At 71.5% G+C, this 19,537-nt stretch carries 15 protein-coding genes and 2 pseudogenes; 5 read left to right on the top strand and 12 right to left on the bottom strand.

The annotated features are described in order from the left end of the window. Positions 1–26 precede the first annotated feature (26 nt). The 3 genes from ACFYV5_RS11705 to ACFYV5_RS11695 form a co-directional block, all read right to left on the bottom strand. Positions 27–872: a carbohydrate ABC transporter permease gene (locus ACFYV5_RS11705; protein WP_389167272.1), complete on the bottom strand. Its 846-nt coding sequence runs from the start codon at positions 870–872 to the stop codon at positions 27–29. A 2-nt stretch (positions 873–874) separates the two neighbouring features. After that, complete coding sequence (locus tag ACFYV5_RS11700) at positions 875–1,747, bottom strand: sugar ABC transporter permease (RefSeq protein WP_355110412.1); 873 nt, start codon at positions 1,745–1,747, stop codon at positions 875–877. A 70-nt stretch (positions 1,748–1,817) separates the two neighbouring features. Further along, positions 1,818–3,110, bottom strand: coding sequence for an ABC transporter substrate-binding protein (locus ACFYV5_RS11695; RefSeq protein ID WP_389167268.1), 1,293 nt, complete (start codon positions 3,108–3,110; stop codon positions 1,818–1,820). Positions 3,111–3,235: 125 nt separating this feature from the next. Here ACFYV5_RS11695 and ACFYV5_RS11690 point away from each other — a divergent pair, with 125 nt between their 5' ends. Both ACFYV5_RS11690 and ACFYV5_RS11685 read left to right on the top strand, forming a co-directional pair. Beyond that, the gene (locus ACFYV5_RS11690; RefSeq protein ID WP_355110414.1) at positions 3,236–4,267 is read left to right on the top strand and encodes a LacI family DNA-binding transcriptional regulator; all 1,032 of its coding nucleotides are present in this window, start codon (positions 3,236–3,238) and stop codon (positions 4,265–4,267) included. Between the two features lie 182 nt (positions 4,268–4,449). After that, complete coding sequence (locus ACFYV5_RS11685) at positions 4,450–6,867, top strand: discoidin domain-containing protein (RefSeq protein WP_389167263.1); 2,418 nt, start codon at positions 4,450–4,452, stop codon at positions 6,865–6,867. Here ACFYV5_RS11685 and ACFYV5_RS11680 read toward each other — a convergent pair. Continuing rightward, positions 6,840–7,796 carry an SMP-30/gluconolactonase/LRE family protein gene (locus tag ACFYV5_RS11680; protein ID WP_389167260.1) on the bottom strand — a complete coding sequence of 319 codons (957 nt, stop codon included), beginning with the start codon at positions 7,794–7,796 and terminating at the stop codon, positions 6,840–6,842. The genes ACFYV5_RS11685 and ACFYV5_RS11680 overlap by 28 nt on opposite strands. A gap of 430 nt (positions 7,797–8,226) precedes the next feature. Between ACFYV5_RS11680 and ACFYV5_RS11675 the strand changes: the two genes are divergently transcribed. Then, entirely contained in the window at positions 8,227–8,571 is a 345-nt protein-coding gene (locus ACFYV5_RS11675) for a hypothetical protein (RefSeq protein ID WP_389167257.1), read from the top strand. A 42-nt stretch (positions 8,572–8,613) separates the two neighbouring features. On the opposite strand, the gene ACFYV5_RS11670 is transcribed toward ACFYV5_RS11675, so the two are convergent. The 6 genes from ACFYV5_RS11670 to ACFYV5_RS11645 all read right to left on the bottom strand — a co-directional run bounded on the left by ACFYV5_RS11670 (position 8,614) and on the right by ACFYV5_RS11645 (position 13,800). Next, the gene (locus tag ACFYV5_RS11670) at positions 8,614–9,066 is read right to left on the bottom strand and encodes an SRPBCC family protein (RefSeq protein ID WP_389167255.1); all 453 of its coding nucleotides are present in this window, start codon (positions 9,064–9,066) and stop codon (positions 8,614–8,616) included. Positions 9,067–9,173: 107 nt separating this feature from the next. Then, positions 9,174–9,794: a DinB family protein gene (locus ACFYV5_RS11665; RefSeq protein WP_389167252.1), complete on the bottom strand. Its 621-nt coding sequence runs from the start codon at positions 9,792–9,794 to the stop codon at positions 9,174–9,176. 105 nt (positions 9,795–9,899) lie between these two features. Beyond that, positions 9,900–11,825, bottom strand: coding sequence for an ABC transporter permease (locus ACFYV5_RS11660; RefSeq protein WP_389167249.1), 1,926 nt, complete (start codon positions 11,823–11,825; stop codon positions 9,900–9,902). A 134-nt stretch (positions 11,826–11,959) separates the two neighbouring features. Next, positions 11,960–12,769 (bottom strand): molybdate ABC transporter substrate-binding protein, encoded by an 810-nt coding sequence (gene modA / locus ACFYV5_RS11655; RefSeq protein WP_355110421.1) that lies wholly within the window; start codon positions 12,767–12,769, stop codon positions 11,960–11,962. Between the two features lie 41 nt (positions 12,770–12,810). Further along, complete coding sequence (locus ACFYV5_RS11650) at positions 12,811–13,206, bottom strand: molybdopterin-binding protein (protein WP_389167245.1); 396 nt, start codon at positions 13,204–13,206, stop codon at positions 12,811–12,813. A 111-nt stretch (positions 13,207–13,317) separates the two neighbouring features. Further along, positions 13,318–13,800 (bottom strand): Lrp/AsnC family transcriptional regulator, encoded by a 483-nt coding sequence (locus tag ACFYV5_RS11645; RefSeq protein ID WP_355110423.1) that lies wholly within the window; start codon positions 13,798–13,800, stop codon positions 13,318–13,320. 269 nt (positions 13,801–14,069) lie between these two features. Between ACFYV5_RS11645 and ACFYV5_RS11640 the strand changes: the two genes are divergently transcribed. Next, positions 14,070–15,614, top strand: a complete 1,545-nt coding sequence (locus tag ACFYV5_RS11640) for an FUSC family protein (protein WP_389167242.1) — start codon at positions 14,070–14,072, stop codon at positions 15,612–15,614. Between the two features lie 15 nt (positions 15,615–15,629). Here ACFYV5_RS11640 and ACFYV5_RS11635 read toward each other — a convergent pair. Then, positions 15,630–15,911 (bottom strand): annotated as a pseudogene (locus ACFYV5_RS11635) (transposase); the annotation flags it as partial. Between the two features lie 116 nt (positions 15,912–16,027). Further along, positions 16,028–16,590, bottom strand: a pseudogene (locus ACFYV5_RS11630) (IS5 family transposase); the annotation flags it as partial. 121 nt (positions 16,591–16,711) lie between these two features. Between ACFYV5_RS11630 and ACFYV5_RS11625 the strand changes: the two are divergent. Continuing rightward, complete coding sequence (locus ACFYV5_RS11625; RefSeq protein WP_389167239.1) at positions 16,712–19,195, top strand: DUF6185 family protein; 2,484 nt, start codon at positions 16,712–16,714, stop codon at positions 19,193–19,195. The last annotated feature ends 342 nt before the right edge of the window (positions 19,196–19,537 follow it).

Raw genomic sequence — 19,537 nt, 5'->3', positions numbered from 1 at the left:
GCTCGGCATCGGATCCTTTCCGGAGGTCATCCCTTGATGGCGCCTTCCTCGACGCCCTTGAAGAAGAACCGCTGGAGCGCGGCGAACACCGCGACGATCGGCAGAAAGGCGATCATGGTGCCGGCGGCGATCAGCCGGGGGTTGGCCGTGAACGTGCCGTCGAGGTACTGCAGCCCGACGGTCAGGGTGTAGCGCGCCGGGTCGTTGAGGACGATCAACGGCCACAGGAAGTCGTCCCAGGCGCCGATGAAGGTGAAGATCACGACGACGCTCAGCATGCCCCGTACGTTCGGCAGGCCCACGTGCACCAGGCGCTGCCACACGGTGGCGCCGTCCACGAGCGCCGCGGCGTCGAGTTCGGGCGGCACGGCCTGGAAGGCGGTGTACATCAGCAGCACGTTCAGCATGGCGATCGCCCCGGGGAGCGCCACCCCGAGAAGGGTGTCCGTCAGGCCCATGCTCCGTACGGTCACGTACTGGGAGACGATCGTGACCTCGCCGGGCAGCACGAGCGTGGCGAGGAACAGGCCGAGCACCAGGCGCACCCCGCGGAACCGCAGCCGGGACAGGGCGAAGCCGGCGAGGGTGGCGCCCACGACGTTGCCGGCCACGGCGATCGCCGCCACGGTCAGCGAGTTGAGCGCGTACGTCCACACCGGGATGGTGTCGGCGACCTGGGCGTAGTTGGAGAACGTCCAGTCCTGCGGCAGGAAGTCCGGCGTACGGGAGTACACGTCCTCCCCGGGCCCCTTGAGGGAGGTGGACAGCTGCCACAGGAACGGTCCGATCGTGAGCAGCAGGACCACGGCCAGGAGCAGATAGCGCGCGGCCTTCCCGGCCGGCGTGGGCGTACCGAATCCCCGTGCGGGCATGGTCAGGCCGCCTTCCGGTTGAGCCGTGCCAGGAGCAGCATCGGGCCGACGGTGATGAGGAAGAGCAGCAGGCTGAGGGCGGAGGCGTAGCCGATGTGCCCGGTGAAGCCGCGGCTGTACATCTGGATGAGCATGACCACCGACATGTCCCGCCCGCCGGGGCCGCCGGTGCCGTGGGACAGGACGTACAGCTCCGAGAAGACCCGGAGGGCGGACACGGATATCAGGACGGAGACCAGCATCATCGTGGTCCGTACGCCGGGCAGGGTGACGTGCCAGAACCGGCGCACGGCGGAGGCGCCGTCGACGGCGGCCGCCTCGTGCAGCTCGCGGCCGACGTTCCCGAGCGCGGACAGGTAGATGACCATGTAGTAGCCGAGGCCCTTCCAGACCGTGAGGCCGATGGCGCTGAAGAGCAGGAGCCAGCGGTCGGTGAGGAAGTCGACCGGCCGGTCGGCGAGGCCGAGCTGTCCGAGCAGACCGTTGAGGAGCCCCCGGTCGTCCAGGACCCAGCCCCAGATCAGCGCGACCACGACGGCGGAGGCGACGACCGGGGTGTAGAACGCGGTACGGAAGAAGGTGATGCCCGGGAGCTTCTTCTCCACGAGGAGGGCGAGGAGCAGCGGCAGCAGGGTCAGCAGCGGCAGGCAGATCAGCAGATAGACGATGCTGTTGATCAGCGCGTCGATCAACTGCTCGTCGTTCAGGGCGCGCTCGTAGTTGTCGAGTCCGGTGAAGCGGCCGCCGCCCAGCGGCTTGGCGTTGGTGAACGAGAGAACGACCGTGTTGAGGGCGGGCCAGAGGTTGAAGACGACGAGCCAGACCACCGCCGGCCCGGCGAGCAGCCACGGCGTGAACCAGCGCCGGTGTGTCATGGAGTGCCTTCCGGGGACGCGGAGCGCCGCCGGGGGAAGGCGGCGCCGCTCGGACGGCCGGGCGCGGGGATCAGTCCTTCAGCATCTGGTCGGCGCGGGCGACCGCCGTGTCCAGCGCCTCCTCGGAGCCGGCCTGGCCGCTCAGGGCGAGGGCGATCTGCTGGTTGATCACCGTCTTGATCGCGTCGTTGGCCCGGACCGGCTCCAGCATCGTGGCCTGGGCGAGGGAGCTGAAGGCCGTGACCTTCGCGTCACCGGCGTTGGTGCCGTCGCTCTTGCTGAAGAACGGGTCCGAGGCCGATGCCTTGGTGGAGGGGAAGATACTGGTGAGACGGGCGAAGGCGGCCTGGTTCTCGGCGTTGGTCACCCAGCGGGCGAGGGCGAGCGCGGTGGCCCGGTTCTTGGTGTTCTTCGAGACCGAGAGGCCCTGGACGTACAGCGGCGGGATGCCGATGGCGGGGGAGGAGACCACCTTGGGGGCGAGGCCGGGGTTGTCGGTGGCCAGCGAGGTGATGTAGTTGCCGCCGGCGGTGGTCCAGGCGGCGGTGCCGGAGCTGAACAGCTTGGTGTTGCCCGCGTAGGTCTCGGTCAGGACGTCCTTAGGCAGCAGCCCCTCCTTGAAGGCGGCGCGGTACGTGTCGAGGACGGCGGCCGCCTCGGGGGTGTTGAAGGTGAAGCGCGTGCCGTCGTCGGACATGAGCTTCACCCCGGCGTTGGCGAAGTCCATGAGGCCCGGCTTGCGGCTCATCAGGTAGACCGAGCCGCCGGACTTCCGCTTGACGGTCCTGGCCGCGGTGATCAGCTCGTCCAGGGTGGCCGGCGGCTTCTTCGGGTCCAGTCCGTACCGGGTGAGCAGCTCCGCGTTCCAGTAGTTGACGTCGGTGTTGAGGTACCAGGGGTAGCCGTACGTGCCGTCGTGCCCGGCGAAGCGGTAGGCGGCGGTGCCGCCCGCGACGTAGTCGCTGTCGAGCGTGGCGTCGGCCTTCCCCACGTCGAGCAGCATGTTCCGCTCGACCAGCGGCAGCGCGAAGTCCGGGGGCAGGTTGACCACGTCGGGCAGGGTGCCGCCGGCCGCCTGGCTGAGCACCTTCTCGGAGTAGCCGTCACCGGGCTGGTCGAGCCAGTCGACCTCCACGCCCGGGTGCTTCTTCTCGAAGGCGTCGATCACGCCCTCCATGTACGCGGTGAACTTCGGCTTCAGAGCCCAGGTCTGCAGGGACACCGTGCCCTTCACCTCGCCGCCGGCCGCGGCGTTTCCGGTGTCCGTGCCGTCGGAGCCGTTCGGGTCGCCGAGGCCGCAGCCGGCGAGCGTGGCCGCGGCGACCGCGGCGACGGCCAGCCGCATCCAGTGGCTTGTTCGCATGTGAGAGGTCTCCCGGTCTGTTCTGGCGGACGGTGCAGAGCTACTAAACCGGTCTAGCGATGGGGGACTATGCTCCCGCTACACTCCGCTGTCAAGAGAGTGCGCGAGGACGAGAGGGGCGCCGCGTGGGCAGACCGACGATCGCCGACATCGCCCGCCGGGCCGGGGTGTCCAAGGGCGCGGTGTCCTTCGCGCTCAACGGCCGGCCGGGAGTGAGCGAGGCGACCCGCGAGCGCATCCTGCGGGTGGCCGAGGAGATGAACTGGCGGCCGCACAGCGCCGCGCGCGCCCTGGGCGGCGCACGGGCGGGCGCGGTCGGCCTCGTCCTCGCCCGCCCGGCGCGGACCATCGGCCTCGAGCCGTTCTTCGGCCATCTGCTCAGCGGGCTGCAGGCCGGTCTCTCGGTGCGCGGCACGGCCCTGAACCTGCTGGTCGTCGAGGACACGGCGGCCGAGATCGAGGTCTACCGGCGCTGGACCTCCGAGCACCGGGTGGACGGCTTCGTCCTGGTGGACCTTCAGGTCCGCGACCCGCGGATCCCCGTCCTGGAGGAGCTCGGCGTCCCCACGACGGTCATCGGCGGACCCGGCCGGCACGGCAGCCTGCCCAGCGTCTGGGCGGACGACCGCGAGGCGATGGTCTCCATCGTCGACTACCTCGCGGCCCTCGGGCACCGCCGGATCGCGCACCTGGCCGGCCTGCCGGCCTTCCAGCACACCCAGCGCCGTATCCGGGCCGTACGGGACAGCGCCCGGCGCCTGGGTCTGACCGAGGCCGTGTCGCTGCCCACCGACTTCAGCGACGCCGAGGGCGCCGCCGCCACCCGGGCGCTCCTCGCCCGCGCCCAGCGGCCGACCGCGATCATCTACGACAGCGACGTGATGGCGGTGGCCGGACTCGGTGTGGCCGCCGAGATGGGCGTGGCCGTGCCCGGCGAGCTCTCGATCGTCTCCTTCGACGACTCCGCCCTCGCCCGCATCGTGCACCCGGCGCTCACCGCGCTCTCCCGCGACACCTTCGCCCTCGGCGAGCAGGTCGCGCGGGAACTGCTCGCGCTCGTCGACGACCCGGCGGCGGCGCGCGACGTCAAGAACCCGACGCCGCGCCTGACGGTCCGTGAGAGCACGGCGCCTCCGGCTCTTGACCGCCGCGACTAAAGCCGTTTAGCCTCCCGGGGCGAGAGGGGCGACGACGCCCGCCTGCCCCGCCTCGCCCTGGCCTGTACGGCGCCTCCGTGCCAGGGCCCACCGCCGCTCCTCCCGCGCCGCATCCCGTTTTCGTACCGCCGCACCTCCCGTACGCCCAGCACCCCCACCCTCCCGCTGGACCGGAGTATCGGATGAGACGACACCTGCCCCTGCTGCCGCTCGCGGCCCTCCTCGCCGCGCTGCTCGGCCTCGCCCCCCACGCTCCCGAGGCACGCGCCGCCGCCCGGGCGACGGGCGACCAGCCCTACGCCTCGTACTGGCACCCGAACACCCTCCTGAACTGGGATCCGGCCACCGACCCCGACGCGCGGTTCAACCGCTCCCGCGTCCCGCTGCGGCCGCGCGTCTCCGACCCGGCGCTCAAGGCCAACGCCAACGCCCGCGCCGGCGAGGGGAAGATCGCGTCCCTGGTCTCCTTCGGCCCCACCTCGAACAACCCCTCACAGGGCTCCACCGACCCGCACTACTACGCCTTCGGCCACTGGCAGTACATCGACAAGCTGGTCTTCTGGGGCGGCTCCGCGAGCGAGGGCCTGATCCTCGCTCCGAACGCGACCGTCATCGACGCGGCCCACCGCAACGGCGTGAAGGTCTACGGCACCGTCTTCTTCCCGCCCACCGCCTACGGCGGCCAGATCCAGTGGGTGCGCGACTTCACGAAGAAGACCGGCTCCACCTACCCGGTCGCGGACAAGCTCGCGCAGGTCGCGCGGCACTACGGCTTCGACGGCTGGTTCATCAACCAGGAGACGGCGGGCGGGGACGCGGCCCTCGCGACCGAGCTGCGGAACGTCATGCGCCATGCCCGCTCCCTCGGCCCGGTCGAGTTCATGTGGTACGACGCGATGACCGAGTCCGGCGCGGTGAGCTGGCAGGACGCGCTCACCTCCGCCAACGACTCCTTCCTGCAGGAGGGTGAGCGGCGGACCTCCGACTCGATGTTCCTGGACTTCGGCTGGAGCTCCTCCGGGCTCGACTCCTCCCGTACGCTCGCCCGGAGCCTGGGCCGCAGCGAGTACGAGCTGTACTCCGGCATCGACACCGAGGCGAACGGCTACCACACCTCCGTCCCCTGGTCCTCGGTCTTCCCCGCCGGGCAGCCGCACGTCACCTCGCTCGGCATCTACCGGCCCGAATGGACCTTCACCTCGTCGGCGAACCGGGCCGACTCCCATGCCCGCGAGGCGCGTTACTGGGACGGAGCCAACGGCGACCCCTCCGACACCACCACCACCTCGGCCTGGAAGGGCCTCGCGCACTACGTCCCCGAGTCCTCGCCCGTCACCGCCAAGCCCTTCGTCACCTCGTTCGGCGCCGGCCAGGGCGACTTCTTCCACTCGGGCGGCGTGCGGGTGGCGTCGACCGGCTGGAACAACCTCTCGCTGCAGGACGTGCCCCCGACCTACCGCTGGCTGGTCAGCTCCACCGGCTCCCGGCTCACCCCGTCCATCGACTTCACCGACGCCTACGAGGGCGGCTCCTCGCTGCGTCTGACCGGCACCCTCGACGCGGTCAACACCGTCCGGCTGTACCAGACCAAGCTGCCGGTCGCCGCCGACACCAAGCTGTCCGTCGTCGTGAAGACCCCGACCGCGGGACCCACCCGCCTCAAGGCCGCGGTCTCCTTCACGGACGCGCCGACCGCCTTCACCACCCTCGACCTCGGTTCCACCGGCACCGCCGGCTGGGAGCGCAAGACCCTCGACCTGTCGGCCTTCAGCGGCCGGACCATCGCCCAGATCGGCCTGCAGGCCGCCGGATCCGAGGCCGCGTACGACGTGAAGGTCGGCCAGATCGCCGTCTACGACGGGGCCGTGGACACGGCGGCCGCCCCGACCGCGGTCACCGTGCTCGGCACCACCGACGTGAGCCCCACGCGCAAGTCGCTGCGCCTGTCCTGGACGGCGTCGGCCGCCGGGTCCGTCCACCACTACGAGGTGTACCGGCGCAACACCGACGGCACCCGCACCTTCCTGGGTGCGACTCCCAACGACGCCCTCTTCGTCCCGCGGCTCGACCGGGTCGGCACGGAGACCACGACGACGCTCGACGTCGAGGCCGTCTCCACCGAGTACGGCCGCTCACCGGCCGCCACCACCACCGTCGGCTGGTCCGGCGCCACCGGGTCCAACCTCGCGCTGAACCGGCCCGCGACCGCCTCCGGCCAGTGCAACAGCACCGAGACCCCGGCCAAGGCCGTCAACGGCAGCGTCTCCGGCGGCAACGGCGACAAGTGGTGCACGACCACCACCGCCAAGTGGCTGGAGGTCGACCTCGGCGCGGTCCGTACGCTGGACCGCCTCGTCGTGAAGCACGCGGCCGCGGGCGGCGAGAGCGCCTCCTGGAACACCCGGGACTTCACCCTCAAGGTCCGCGGCTCCACCGCCGACCCGTGGACGACCGCCGCGACCGTCACCGGGAACACGGCGGCCACCACGACACACCCCGTGAGCACCACGGCGCGCTACGTACGCCTGGAGATCACCCGGCCGACCCAGACCACGGATCCGGCCGCCCGCGTCTACGAGATGGAGGCCTGGGGGTCCTGACGGGAGGAGCCCGACCGCACCCGGGGAAGACCCGTCACGCTCATCACGAGCGAGTAGAGCGAGGTCGTGGCCGTGATGAACAGACGGTTGTTCTTGGGCCCGCCGAAGGCGATGTTGGAGACGGGTTCAGGCACGCGCAGCCTGCCGATCAGGGTGCCGTCCGGGTCGTAGCAGTGCACGCCGTCGTGGAGCGCGGCCGCCCACAACCGCCCCTGGTCGTCGAAGCGGATGTTGTCGAAGCCGCCGCCGGTGAGCTTGGCGAAGACCGCGCCCTCCGAGAGGGTGCCGTCCTCGCGGACCTCGAAGGAGCGGATGTGGCGGGCGCGGGTGTCGGCGACGTACAACCGCCGCTCGTCGGGCGAGAAGACGATGCCGTTCGGGCCGCCGAAGCCGTCGGCGACCCGGCGGACCTCGCCGGTCACGGGGTCGATCCGGTAGACGTCGCAGCTGCCGATCTCGCTCTCGGCGCGATGGCCTTCGTAGTCGCTGGTGATGCCGAAGTCCGGATCCGTGAACCAGACCGAGCCGTCGGAGCGGACGACCGCGTCGTTCGGGCTGTTGAACCGCCTGCCCTCGAAGCGGTCGGCCAGGACCGTGACGCGCCCGTCGTGCTCGGTGCGGGTGACCCGGCGGTTGCCCTGCTCACAGCTGATCAGCCGTCCCTCGCGGTCGAGCGTGTTGCCGTTGACATGGCCGGCGGGGGAGCGGAAGACGCCGATCGTGCCGGTCGTCTCGTCCCAGCGCAGCATCCGGTCGTTGGGGATGTCGCTCCAGATCAGCTGCCGCCATGCCGGCAGGTAGAGCGGCCCTTCCGCCCAACGGCAGTCGGAGTGGAGTTGTTCGAGCCGGCTGTCCCCGTTGGCACACCGGCCGGTACGGAACCGCTCGTCCAGAACTTCGTACGGATCGTCCACCATCGCGCCGGACATGACCCACCTCTGTCGCTCGTTGTCTGAATGGTGTTCGGAGTGATCGCAGTACGACAGTACGGGGACCTTTTTCGAGAGGCCCGTCGCTCCCTCTTGACGTGGGTCGAATAAGGAGGAAAATCCGTATTACACCAGAAAACCAGAGCGAGCCGCACTCGCCGGTGAAGACGTTCACCGACCCGCGTGACCCACTCGCTGGCTCTGGCCAGGCCCCCGGTGGAGCCTCCCGGATCTCAGGACCGACAGCGACGGCTGGGAAGTCCGAGTCCGGAGACGGACCGCCGGGGACTGCATGTGGGGGCGCACTCATCCGATCGGGCGACGGCTGATCGTTTCCGCAAGTCGGCCCCGGTGTGGGCGTAACCGTCCCGGGGGAGGGCCAGGGGGGCCGGAGATCTTTCCGGCCGTACGCCGACGAACGGATGCCCCCATGCGCCTGCGCGCCCTCGCCACCGCGACCGCCTGCGGCCTTGCCGTGCTCTTCGCCTCCGCGCCCTCCGCCTCCGCGGCCGAGGGCCAGTTCACCTACCTCTACAACGCCCCGGCCGGCCCGGCCCAGCTCGGCGTCCTCACGGACCCGCCGAGCGGGGTGTGCCTCACCCTTCTCGAGGTCGCGCCGGAGTGGACGCCGGCCGCCCACTCCCCGCGCAACCACACCGGCTCCACCGCCACCGTCTTCACCGGCCCCGACTGCGAGGGCGACTGGTTCAGCCTCCGGCCGCACGGCGGCCACGCCTCCGAGCGGCTGAAGCTTCGCTCGGTGGTGTTCAGCTGATCCGATCCGCCTGAGGCCGGAGCCGGTCCGAGGCGACCGGCGTCACCGGGCGGCCCCGGCCTCCAGAATGCCCTTGAGGGTCTGCTCGTTCCTGGGCAGCTCCTTGCGTACCTGCGGGCGGACGACGAGGGGGACGAGCATCTTGCCGATGCCGTGTCCCTCGAAGTCCACCGCCAGCGTGACCCGGGAGTGCTCGCCGTTGTCGATCGGCTCGATCGTGCCGTGGACGTCGGCGCGTACCGGGCCGTCGATGCCGTGCAAGTGCCAACTCCTCGGCGGGTCCAGATCGATGACCTGCATCGTCATCGTGATGTCCCGACGCCCGACGTGTCGCGTCACGGCGGCTTTCGAGCCGACGGCGAGAGGCGCGTCGCTCAGCGGGCGGACCGAGACGGCGCTCTCCTGCCACTCGGGCAGGTGCGTCGGGTCGGTCACGTAGGGAAAGACCTCCGCGGGGCGGCGGGAGATGTCGATGGATTCCTTGATGGCAGACATTGCGCCCTCTTTGCTCGGCTTCGTCATGCCTGTTGTCATTTCATACAAATCGTCCCACGGATGGGGGAACGGCGCCATCGAGCGTCGGTCGTGACGCCCGCCGCCCGTCACGCAGTGCGGGCCCGGTGGAGATCGCGGAGCAGCGCGATCTCGGCCCCGTGGTGCAGCAGTTCCTGGTTGACCCACCAGACGACGTCCAGGAAGGGATCCTCCGGATCGCTGCCGTGCGGGTAGGTGCTGTGCCCCACCGTGTCGAGCGCCGTGTCGTCGGCCGCGAGCAGGGCCTCCCGCCAGGCGTCCGCCCCGGCGTCGAAGGCCGCGATCGCCGAGGCCGCGTCGCCGGAGATCCGGTAGTCGTCACGGGTCAGGCTGTGGCTGCCGTCGGTGTGGTCCGCGCGGAGCGTCATGAGCTCGCTCAGGTGGCTCAGCCGCCAGGCGAGGGTGGTGAACGGCGGCGGCGCGGGGTGCGGGGGCGGGGTGGCGTCGCGGCCCCAGTCGCCCGTGCCGGTCAGGACGGTCGCCCGAGGGCCCGGACCGTCGGCGCGGCGGCGGACCGACCAGCAGCCCGGAACCGGCTCCGACAGGTACTCCTCGTCGGTGAGCTCCCCGACCTCGACGTCCGTACCGTTGCCGCTGTCCACGAACGGCCCCGCGATGCGCTGCCGGAGCCGTAGCTGCGCGAAGTCGAACTGGTCGAGCAGCGGGATCAGTCGGGGCGGCAGGGACACGACGGCTCCAGGGCGCGGGCGGTGGCGGGGCATGCGTACCCTGCCAGACGCCCAGGCCGCCCGGCACTCGCATTTCCTCGGATCCTCCGAGCCGCTCGCCGGACGTCAGAGGGCGACGACGGTCACCTCGGTCGCCTTGACCCCGGCCCACACGGAGACGCCGTCCGCCAGGCCCAGTTCGGCCGCCGCCTGCGGAGTGATCTCGGCGACGAGGGACGGCACCCGCTCCGAGGTGATCAGCACACGCAGCCGGCTGCCGCTCGCCGTGATCTCCCGTACCGTGCCCGGCCAGACGTTGCGGGGGCTGCCCCCCGGCTTCTCGCGGTGTACGGAGACGGCCTCCGGCGCGATGATCGCGAGCGCGTCCGTGCCGGGCGGCAGCGGCTCGGCGGCCACCAGGGCGCCGCCGTCGGCGAGCGCCAGACCGTCGGCGGTGGCCGTACCGGGCCAGGCGTTGCGCCCGAGCATCCGGGCGACCCACGGGGACCGCGGGTGGCGGGTGACCTCGGCCGGGGCGTCGTCCTGGATCGCCCGCCCGTCCTCGAGCACGAGGACCCGGTCAGCGAGCGAGACGGCCTCCACCGGATCGTGCGTGACGATCAGACAGACACCGCCGAAGCCGGTGAGATGGGTCCGCAGCGTGTGGCGTACATGGGCGCGAGTGGTCTGGTCGAGGGCGGCGAGCGGCTCGTCGAGGAGCAGCAGCCGGGGGCGGGCGGCGAGCGCGCGGGCCAGGGCCACCCGCTGCGCCTGGCCACCGGAGAGCTGGGCGGGGCGGCGGTGGGCGAGATGACCCACACCGAGCCGGTCCAGCCAGAGCCGGGCGGCCCGCCGTGCCTCGGCTCGCCGGACGCCACGGGCCGTCAGCCCGTACGCCGTGTTGGCCAGCGCGGACATGTGCGGGAACAGGGCTCCGTCCTGGGGCACCCAGGCGACGTGGCGCCGGTGCGGAGGGAGCGCCGTGACGTCGGTCCCGCCGAGCCGGAGCTCCGCGTGGGCGCGCGGGGTCAGCCCCAGCAGGGCACGCAACAGGGTGGTCTTGCCGGCTCCGTTGGGGCCGACGACGGCGATCGTGGTGCCGGGCTCCGCGTCCAGGGTGAGCCGGTCGAAGCCGGTCACCTCGGCGTGCAGCGCCCACCGCTCCTCGGGCCGTACGGCGGGGGTGGCGTCCAGGACCGGTGCCGGTTCGTCGACGGCGGGTGGGGAGACGGCCTGGCGGGCCGCCGGGGCGCCGCCGGTCCACCGGCCGCGCAGCGCGATCAGCACGGCCATCGCGATGGCGAGCAGCAGCAGCGAGACCGAGGTCGCCGCCTCCGGTTCCTCCTGGAGCAGCAGATAGACCTGGAGCGGCAGCGTCTGGGTGGTGCCGGGCAGGTTCCCGGCGAAGGTGATGGTGGCGCCGAACTCGCCGAGCGCCCGCGCCCAGGTGAGGGCCGCTCCGGCGATCAGCCCGGGCGCGACCATCGGCAGGGTGACGGTGAAGAAGACCCGTACCGGCGAGGCACCGAGCGAGGCGGCGGTCTCCTCGTACCGCGGCCGCAGCCCGCCCAGCGCGCCCTCCAGGCTGATCACCAGGAACGGCATGGCGACGAAGGTCGCGGCGAGGACCGCGCCCGAGGTGTGGAAGGGGAGGGTGATGCCGAACGTGGACTCCAGCCAGGGGCCGAGGAGCCCGCGGCGGCCGAACGCGAGCAGCAGCGCCACGCCGCCGACGGTCGGCGGCAGCACCATCGGCAGCAGGACGAGGGAGCGGACGAACGCCTTGCCGCGGAACGGCACACGGGCCAGCAGCCAGGCCAGCGGCACGCCGAGCAGCAATGACAGGCCGAGCGCCCAGAACGACACGACGAGCGACAGCTCGAGCGCCTGCACGGTGCCGGGGCGCGTCAGATGGCCGCCGATCTCACCCCACTCGGTCCGGGCCAGGATGCCGACCAGCGGCAGCAGCAGGAACGCGACGGCGAGCAGGGCCGGAATCGCGAGGGCGATCGGCGTGCGCGGACCGGCCGCGCGACCGGGAAGACGTGTCATCGCTGTTCCTGGGGTCGGTGGTGGGCGGGGTGTGAGGGCTCCCCCCCGGCGGGGTGGGCGGCGCTTGTTCCTCGGCGGGGCGTGCAGGCCGCCGCCCCCCCGGATCGGACCGGCCCGCCACCCCTCGTACCGGGTTACGGCTGCTGGAACCCGGCGTCCCGGAGGATCTTCTGCGCCTCGGGTGTGGACAGCCAGGCCACGAACGCGGCCGCCGCTTCGGCGTGCCGCGAGCCCTTCAGCGTCGCGGCCGGGTACGCGGCGATCGCGTTCTGGGCGTCGGGGATCTCGACGGCGTCGGTCTTGTCGGCGGCGCCGACGGCGTCCGTCCGGTAGACGAGTCCGGCGTCGGCCTCGCCCATCTCGACCTTGCTCAGGACGGCGCGGACGTTCGGCTCCTGGGAGACCGGCTTCACCGTGATCTTCTGGGCGTCGAGGACCTTCCGGCTGTACGCGCCGGCCGGGACCTCGGGGGCGGCGAGCACGACCTTCAGCCGGGTGTCCGCGAGGTCCCGGAGCTCGTCGATCTTGTGCGGGTTGCCCTCGCCGGTGGCGATGACGAGCCGGTTCCTGGCGATGACCGCAGGCGTGCCGGTGTCCGCGGCGACCTTCTCCATGCTCTTGGTGTCCGCGGTCACGAGCGCGTCGGCGGGGGAGCCCTGGGCGACCTGCGAGACGAGCTCCTGGGAGCCGGCGAAGGAGAACGTGATCTTCGTGCCCGGGTGCCGCTTCTCGTACGCCGCGCCGGCGGTCTCGAACACGTCGGTGAGGGACGCGGCGGCGAGCACCGTCAGGTGGGCCGGGGGAGTCCCGCCGGCGGAGCCGGAGGTCGTGGCGCCGCCGGCCTCATGCTTCCCACCCCCGTCGCCGCAGGCGGCGAGCGGGGCGAGCAGGGCGGCCGTCACGACGGCGGCCGCGGCGCGTCGTCGGGTGAACGTGAGGGACATGAGGGCGGGACTCCTTGCGCGTGGTCGGCGGATGCCGCGCCTCAGGCGCGGTCGATGTGCACGCTGGTCGACTTCACGCGGGCGGTGGCCCGCATGCCGACCTCCAGACCCAGCTCTTCCACGGCCTCGCGGGTGAGCAGCGACACGAGCCGGTGCGGGCCCGCCTGGATCTCGACCTGGGCCGCGACGTCGCCGAGCTTGATCGCGGTGACGATGCCGGGAAAGGCGTTACGGGCCGAGGTGTACGGGGCCTCCTCGTCGCCCTGGGCCGCCTGCGCGATCACGGTGGAGAACGCCGCCAGGTCGCGGCCGTCGATCAGACGGCGGCCGCTCTCGTCGCGATGGGTCGCGATCCGGCCGGCGTCCGCCCAGCGGCGCGCGGTGTCGGGACTGACGCCCAGCAGACGCGCCGCCTGCCCGATGGTGTAGGACTGCATGTGCGCCACGCTAGGCCGCAAGGGGTCTCATCTGCAATGAACGAGGTCGATTCTCGTAGCATCTGCCACCCTCCTCGGAGAAACGTCCAACCCGGATCGACCGGCCCGGGATCAACCGGTCCGGGCCGACGCTCGCCCCACTGCCTCGACCAGAGGCAGCAGCCGGTGCGGGACCCGCTCCCGCAGCGCCATCTCCGTACGGGTGCGGACCACCCCCGGCAGCTGGATCAGCCGCTGGATCACGTCCTCCAGATGACCGTTGTCCCGGGCCACCACTCGCGTGAGCAGGTCCCCGCCGCCCGTGATCGAGAACGCCTCGACGATCTCCGGCACCGCGGCGAGCGCGTCGCCGACCTCGTCCAGATGCCCCTGGGTGACCTCGATGTGCACGAATGCGAGCACCGGGTGACCCAGCGCCGCGGGGGAGAGGACCGGACCGGTGGCGGTGATCACCCCGTCCCGCTCCAGCCGGTCGATCCGGGCCTGCACCGTGCCCCGGGCCACCCCCAGGATCCGCGCGTACTCGCGCACACTGGTGCGCGGCTGCTCGATGAGCAGCCGCAGGATGCGTGTGTCGAGCTCGTCCACTGCCATGGTCCGTTGGCCTCCCTCTGGTCAAGTTGTCCCTGCAGTGACTGTACCAATGGCCCACTGTCGACCGGATGAGTTGAGCCACTGGGCGTCCAGGTGTTTTCCTGTCCGAAGAGTACGAAGAGATGGCGCCGCGCACGCGCCGGACCGGCGACGCGGCCGGAACCGGACCCGCGGCGCCTTTCCCATGTCCAGGGCCGCCACAAGCAGGCCGGGGCACGAGAATCACGCGAAGAGGGTGTGTGTACGTCAGCGGGGGCGGCAGGACCGCCGTGAAGCAGGTTCGGGCGGCCGGGCGCCGGTTCGTCCGGCTGGTGTTCGTGGCCCCGGATCCGGGCCGGGTCCGGCTGCGGGTCTCCTCGCGCGCCGTCCTTGCCGTCGGTCTCGCCGTCGCCGCGGCCGAGCTCGCCGGGCTCTCCCTCACCGCCTCCCTCACCGGCGGTCTCGCCGCGCTCCTCGCGCTCTTCACCGTCGGCGACCCCACCGTCCGCCGGCAGGTCGTCACCACCGCCCTGCTGCCCGCCGTCGGCTTCCCGGTGCTCGCCCTGGCGACCGCCCTGCACGGCGCGCCCCTGCTGCGCGACGCCTCCTGGCTGCTCGTCGTCTTCGCGGGCGTCTACGCCCGCCGCTGGGGCCCGCGCGGGCACGCACTGGGCATCTTCGCGTTCATGATGTTCTTCGTCACCCAGTTCCTGCACGCGCTGCCCGCGCAGCTGCCGGAGCTGTACGCGGCGGTGGCCCTCGCGCTCGTCGCCGTGGGCGCGGTCCGTTTCGTCGCCTGGTGCATCGAGCGGCGCGTCCCGCCGCCCGCCGCACCCGCCCCGCTGCCCGGGACGGGCTTCGACCGCCCCACCACCCGGCAGGCATTCCAGGCCACCGCCGCCTGTGCCGTCGCGCTCGCCGCCGGTCAGTTGATCTCGCACGAGCGCTGGTACTGGGCCGTGGGCACCGCCTGGTGGATCTTCGTCAACACCGCCTCCCGCGGCGAGACGTTGGTGCGCGGCTTCCGCCGGGTCGTCGGCACGGTCACCGGTATCGCCGCCGGACTCCTGATCGCCATCCCGCTCGGCGGCGCCCCCGCCCCGACCGCCGCCCTGGTCGCCGTGTGCGTCTTCGGCATCTTCTACACCGCCCCGCTGTCGTACAGCTGGATGATGTTCTTCGTGACCGTCATGGCCGGGCTGCTGTACGGACTGCTCGGCGTCCTGCACCCCGGGCTCCTGCTGCTCCGCTTCGAGGAGACCGCGGTCGGCGCGCTCGGCGCGGCCGTCGGTGTCGCCCTGCTGCCCGTGACGACCCACGCCGCCACCAACGCCTGGATCGAGCGGGCCGTGACCTGTGTGCACGACTGCACCACGGCCGCGGCACGGCGGCTCGCCGGTGACCCGCACGCCGACCCCGCGCCGCTCGCCGCGGAGCTGGAGGTGCTGCTCGGCCGGGTCCGGCTCTCGCTGGCGCCCCTCGTCCACCCGCTGAGCCCGCTGCGGGCCCGCAAGGCCCGCGCCCGCCGGGTCCTGGCCCTGCTCGACGACTGTGCCCGGGAGATCCGCGGGCTCGCCGCCGTCGCCGCCGACCCGGACGCCTCCCACGACGCCCGGCTCGCCGCCGCCTCCTGGCGGGTCGAGGCAGCCGTCCACGCCCTGGTCCCGCCGGCCCGGCCCGCGAGCCCCGCCTCCGTGGTGGTGGAGGCCCTGCCGCCCCACCACCCGGGCGCCGAGGCGGCCCTCGGCCACCTGTACGGCCTCGAGCGCGCGCTGGTCGACCTGGCCGCACCCCTGCGCACGGCACCGAGCGCCCCGCTCGTCCCGGCGGCCTAGGGCGTTTCTTTCGGATCATCTTGCTGACCAGATGAAGATGGCGGCGATGTGGAGTCCGGCGAGGTAGATGGTGGCGGTCTTGTCGTAGCGGGTGGCGAGGCCGCGCCATTGCTTGAGTCTGTTGATGCAGCGTTCGACGGTGTTGCGCTGTTTGTAGGCCTCGCGGTCGAAGGCGGGCGGACGGCCGCCGAGTCGGCCGCGCCGTTTGCGGTTCGCGGCCTGGTCGGAGGGCTGGGGGATCACCGCCCGGATCCCGCGCCGGCGCAGTCTGGTTCGGATTGCGCGGGACGAGTACGCCTAATGGGAGGCGAAGGCCGGCGGGAGTTGGCCTTCGTGGGCGCGAGCCGAGCCTTTGAATACGCCCGGGCCTGAGAGCTCTGTTGACAAGACGAGGCTGGCTCGCGCCCAGCAGTCCTGTCGGCCAGGACCACTTCCGGGGTGGTCCTGGGGCGGCCGATCGGCCGCGGCACCCGTAAGCGGGCCATGACTTCGGGGAACGCGGGTGCGTCACCGGCCTGTCCTGGGGTGAGGACGAACGCTAGTGGCCGGCAGTGGCTGTCCGCGGCGAGGTGGATCTTGGTGGTCAGTCCGCCGCGGGACCGTCCGAGGGCATGGTCGTCCGGCTCGCCGGCCGGGGCCCCTTTTGACGGGCCCCGGCGGCGTGCTGGTGGGCCCGGACGATGGTGGCGTCGACCGAGACGATCCAGTCGAGGTCGCCTTCGGCGTCGGCCTGGGCGAGTAGGGCGGTGAAGACGTTCTCCCAGGTTCCGTCGGCGGCCCATTTCCGCAGCCGGTTGTGGGCGCCTTTCCATGATCCGAAGTGCTCGGGCAGGTCCATCCATGGCGTGCCGGTACGGTACTTGTACGCGATCGCGTCGATCACCTGCCGGTGATCGCGCCACCGCCCACCCCGCCGAGGTGTCCGGTCCGGCAGCAACGGCTCGATCCTCGCCCACTGGGCGTCAGTCAACGACACGCATCAACCAACGATCAGATGATCCGAAGGGAATGCCCTAGTCGGCTGCTGGGGTGGACCTGCCTGCGCGTCGGCGCGACGCGGGGCGTCGGAGGCCGTGCGCCGGGAGGATCCTGTGGCGGTGATCCGTCACGGATGCTCCCCGCCGCGCCCTCTGCACGTCCTGCTGCTCCTCCTCTGCCTCGTGCTCCCCGCCGCGGGAAGAGCCGACGCCTCCGCACTCGCCTCGCCGGGCTGTCGAACCGATCAGCTCAAGCAGGCCACGGTGACGGCGCTCGCCGAGTTCAAGCACCGCGGCAATGCCTACAGCATGCTCGTGAGCACCATGGACGTCGGCGTGCCCGCAACCTGGGCGCACGCATCAGACCTGCTCCTTGATGGGCACTCTCCGCTCTACCGCTCGGCGCTGCGGTGCCTGGTGGGCAAGCCTGAGCTGGAGCAGGACGACTTCCTTGACTCCGAGTGGCGGTTCAAGCCGGTGGCCGTGAAGGCGGATGGCCAGTGGGTCAGGGTCCATTACGAGGCCAGCACATGGGTGCAGTCCTCGTCCTCCGCCGTCGGCCCGTGGAAGCTGACGGCGGAGAACGAGGACTGGCACATCGAGTTGACGCCCGCGATCGCCCTCAAGGCCGCGGACTGGGAACGCGTCGAGGTCAACCTGAGTGGCCCCGGAGCCCTGATGGCGACACCTCCACCCGCCTTCGGCGAAGGCGGATCGAAGCTGGGCTGGCGGCACGTGCGGCCCGGCCGGTACCCCGCGGTCACCTTCCGCCCACCGGCGGTGCAGCGATGGAACTACATCACTGCATCCCACGAGCCCCGTTGGGCGGCCTGGGAAACATGGGGCGTCTGGAGTGCCTCAGACGCGTTCTGGTACGTCGCCTCGGGCGCCCTGCTGCTCGTCGCGGCTCGACGGCTGAGGCGCAGCCGGGCCGGCAAGACGCTGCCGGACGAGTCGCGAGCACTGCGCCTGCTGCGGTGGTGGTCGGTCCTCCTGATCTTCCTGGGGCTGCTCGTGAACCTTGGCGACAACCTGTACCGACTTGTCGCCAAGTCCATGATCTCGGACTACTCTCCGACGCTGTCGGTGTTCAGCCTGGCGTTCCTCGGGCTTGCGTTGTGTTTCCTCGGCAGCCGGTCCACGCGCCTGCGCGTGAGTGTGAGCGCACTCGTGCTGGTGATCCTCGTCTGGTACGTGGTGGCGGAGGTGTACGAGGTCGCCCTCCTCCCCTCCGCCGATCTCGTGCTGTCCACGCCGGGCCTGACCGTGGCGGCCCTGGTCTGCACCGTGTTGATGTCCGTGTGCTGGCTCGGTGTGTTCGCCGCGACGCAACGGATCCTGCTGATCCGGGAAACCAGGATCCCGGCGCGCGTGATGGTGCCCGCCGCCGTCGTGGCGGCGATGGGCACCGTCCTGTGGAGCTATCTCGCCTTCCAACGCTCCTGGGACCGGGTCAGCTGGCTCGGCGACCCCGATCGGCCGGAGTTTCAGGAGAAGTGGGACGGGGAGCTCGACGGATGGTGGTGGCAGTTCCCTGAGCTCGTTGTTGAGCCGCTGCTGGCCATCGTGTCGATCCTGGCTCCGCTGGCCGTGCTGGGAGTCTTGCGGGTCTGTCGGGTCGAGCAATACGACAAGACGGCGTTCACACCGGCGCCGGCGGAGAAGTTCCTCCTCCTGGTCCTCTTCGCCATCACCCTCGCGCCACCCGCGTATTACTACGGTCTGTCCGCCTACGCGTTCTCCCTGCTGCTGTGCCTGGGCACGGCCTGGGGAGTGCTGGCCCTAGGCTCATCCGTCTCCGTGCTGGAGCGGCCCTTCACCGACAACGCTCCGCTCGGCATGACGATCTCACGGACCGAACGGGCCGACATCTTGCGTCTGGCGCGCCGGTTCCGGGAGCTGCAGGCCCGTCTGAGTCATCTCGGCACGGCCGACACCGACCGCGTGGAGCGGGAGTCGCTCGAGGCCCAGATCGACCGGCTGGACCAGTCGCTCCCGGCCGGAGTGAGGCCGGTCGATCTGCCCTTCGCCTGCGGCCCGATGGTCACCTGGTGGGGCAACGCCCGCCGGGGAGCCGTCGTCGCGTCTCTCTTCGGGCTGCCCGCGACGGGCCTGCTGTACTGGACCCAGGTGGTGAAGGGTGACTCCTGGGCGGTGTACGCGGAGGATCCGGCGGGATTCCCCTGGATCATGGTGACTCTCCTCTTCTGGCAGATCGCATGGCTCGTCGCGGGATTCTTCCTCGGGGCGCTCTGGCGCGACCTGCCGGGCCGTCACGGGCCGACGAAGGCGCTCTTCGTCGCGCTCGCGTTCGCCGTCCCGGAGGCGGCCGGCTTCCTCGTCGCCCACGTCGTCGGAGAGGCCGTACCCCAAGTGATCGGCGCGATTGCGGCATTCGGTTCGGTGATGACGTGCACCGGTCTGGTGATGGACCTGCAGACCTTCCAGAACGAGCGCCGCTACTGGGCCACCAATGCGGGCATGGTCGCGTACATCTATCAGATGCGCTTCGCCTCGGTGGCGTTCTTCCTGGCACAGCTCCTCGCGCTCACCACGCTCTGGAAGACCCTCTCGGAAGTGGCGCCGTCCTCACCCACCCGTTAGGCCGTCTCTTCCGATCTTGCAGGGTTCCCGACGCCCGGCACCGGACGCCGCTCGTTGATCCGGCCTGATCCGAAGGAAACGGCCTAGGGCCTGTCTCTTGGATCATGCCGGGCTCGCGACGCCTGGCACGCACGCTCGCTGCGTTGTCGTCAGTCGTCGATGCTCCGCATGGACTCTCTCCTCCGCCTTGCGATCGCACGCACCAGACGCCGCTCGCCGATCCGGCCTGATCCAAGAGACAGGCCCTAGGCGATTCCCCCCCGGCCTGACCCCACTTGGTCTAGACCTCCTGCTACCGTCGGCCCCGACGACGCGGGCGGTCGGCCGTGACCGCCCGGCGGA

The organism is Streptomyces sp. NPDC003035 (assembly GCF_042888285.1).
In the GTDB taxonomy this organism is placed as follows: Bacteria; Actinomycetota; Actinomycetes; order Streptomycetales; family Streptomycetaceae; genus Streptomyces.
Note: the sequence above shows the minus strand (reverse complement) of the source record. Positions and strands in the feature narration are given on the sequence as shown.

Excerpts from the sequence above, each read along its gene's own strand:
- ACFYV5_RS11705 (WP_389167272.1), bottom strand. The coding sequence starts at position 872 with ATGCCCGCACGGGGATTCGGTACGCCCACGCCGGCCGGGAAGGCCGCG.
- ACFYV5_RS11700 (WP_355110412.1), bottom strand. The coding sequence starts at position 1,747 with ATGACACACCGGCGCTGGTTCACGCCGTGGCTGCTCGCCGGGCCGGCG.
- ACFYV5_RS11695 (WP_389167268.1), bottom strand. The coding sequence starts at position 3,110 with ATGCGAACAAGCCACTGGATGCGGCTGGCCGTCGCCGCGGTCGCCGCG.
- ACFYV5_RS11685 (WP_389167263.1), top strand. The coding sequence starts at position 4,450 with ATGAGACGACACCTGCCCCTGCTGCCGCTCGCGGCCCTCCTCGCCGCG.
- ACFYV5_RS11680 (WP_389167260.1), bottom strand. The coding sequence starts at position 7,796 with ATGTCCGGCGCGATGGTGGACGATCCGTACGAAGTTCTGGACGAGCGG.
- ACFYV5_RS11675 (WP_389167257.1), top strand. The coding sequence starts at position 8,227 with ATGCGCCTGCGCGCCCTCGCCACCGCGACCGCCTGCGGCCTTGCCGTG.
- ACFYV5_RS11670 (WP_389167255.1), bottom strand. The coding sequence starts at position 9,066 with ATGTCTGCCATCAAGGAATCCATCGACATCTCCCGCCGCCCCGCGGAG.
- ACFYV5_RS11660 (WP_389167249.1), bottom strand. The coding sequence starts at position 11,825 with ATGACACGTCTTCCCGGTCGCGCGGCCGGTCCGCGCACGCCGATCGCC.
- modA (WP_355110421.1), bottom strand. The coding sequence starts at position 12,769 with ATGTCCCTCACGTTCACCCGACGACGCGCCGCGGCCGCCGTCGTGACG.
- ACFYV5_RS11650 (WP_389167245.1), bottom strand. The coding sequence starts at position 13,206 with ATGCAGTCCTACACCATCGGGCAGGCGGCGCGTCTGCTGGGCGTCAGT.
- ACFYV5_RS11645 (WP_355110423.1), bottom strand. The coding sequence starts at position 13,800 with ATGGCAGTGGACGAGCTCGACACACGCATCCTGCGGCTGCTCATCGAG.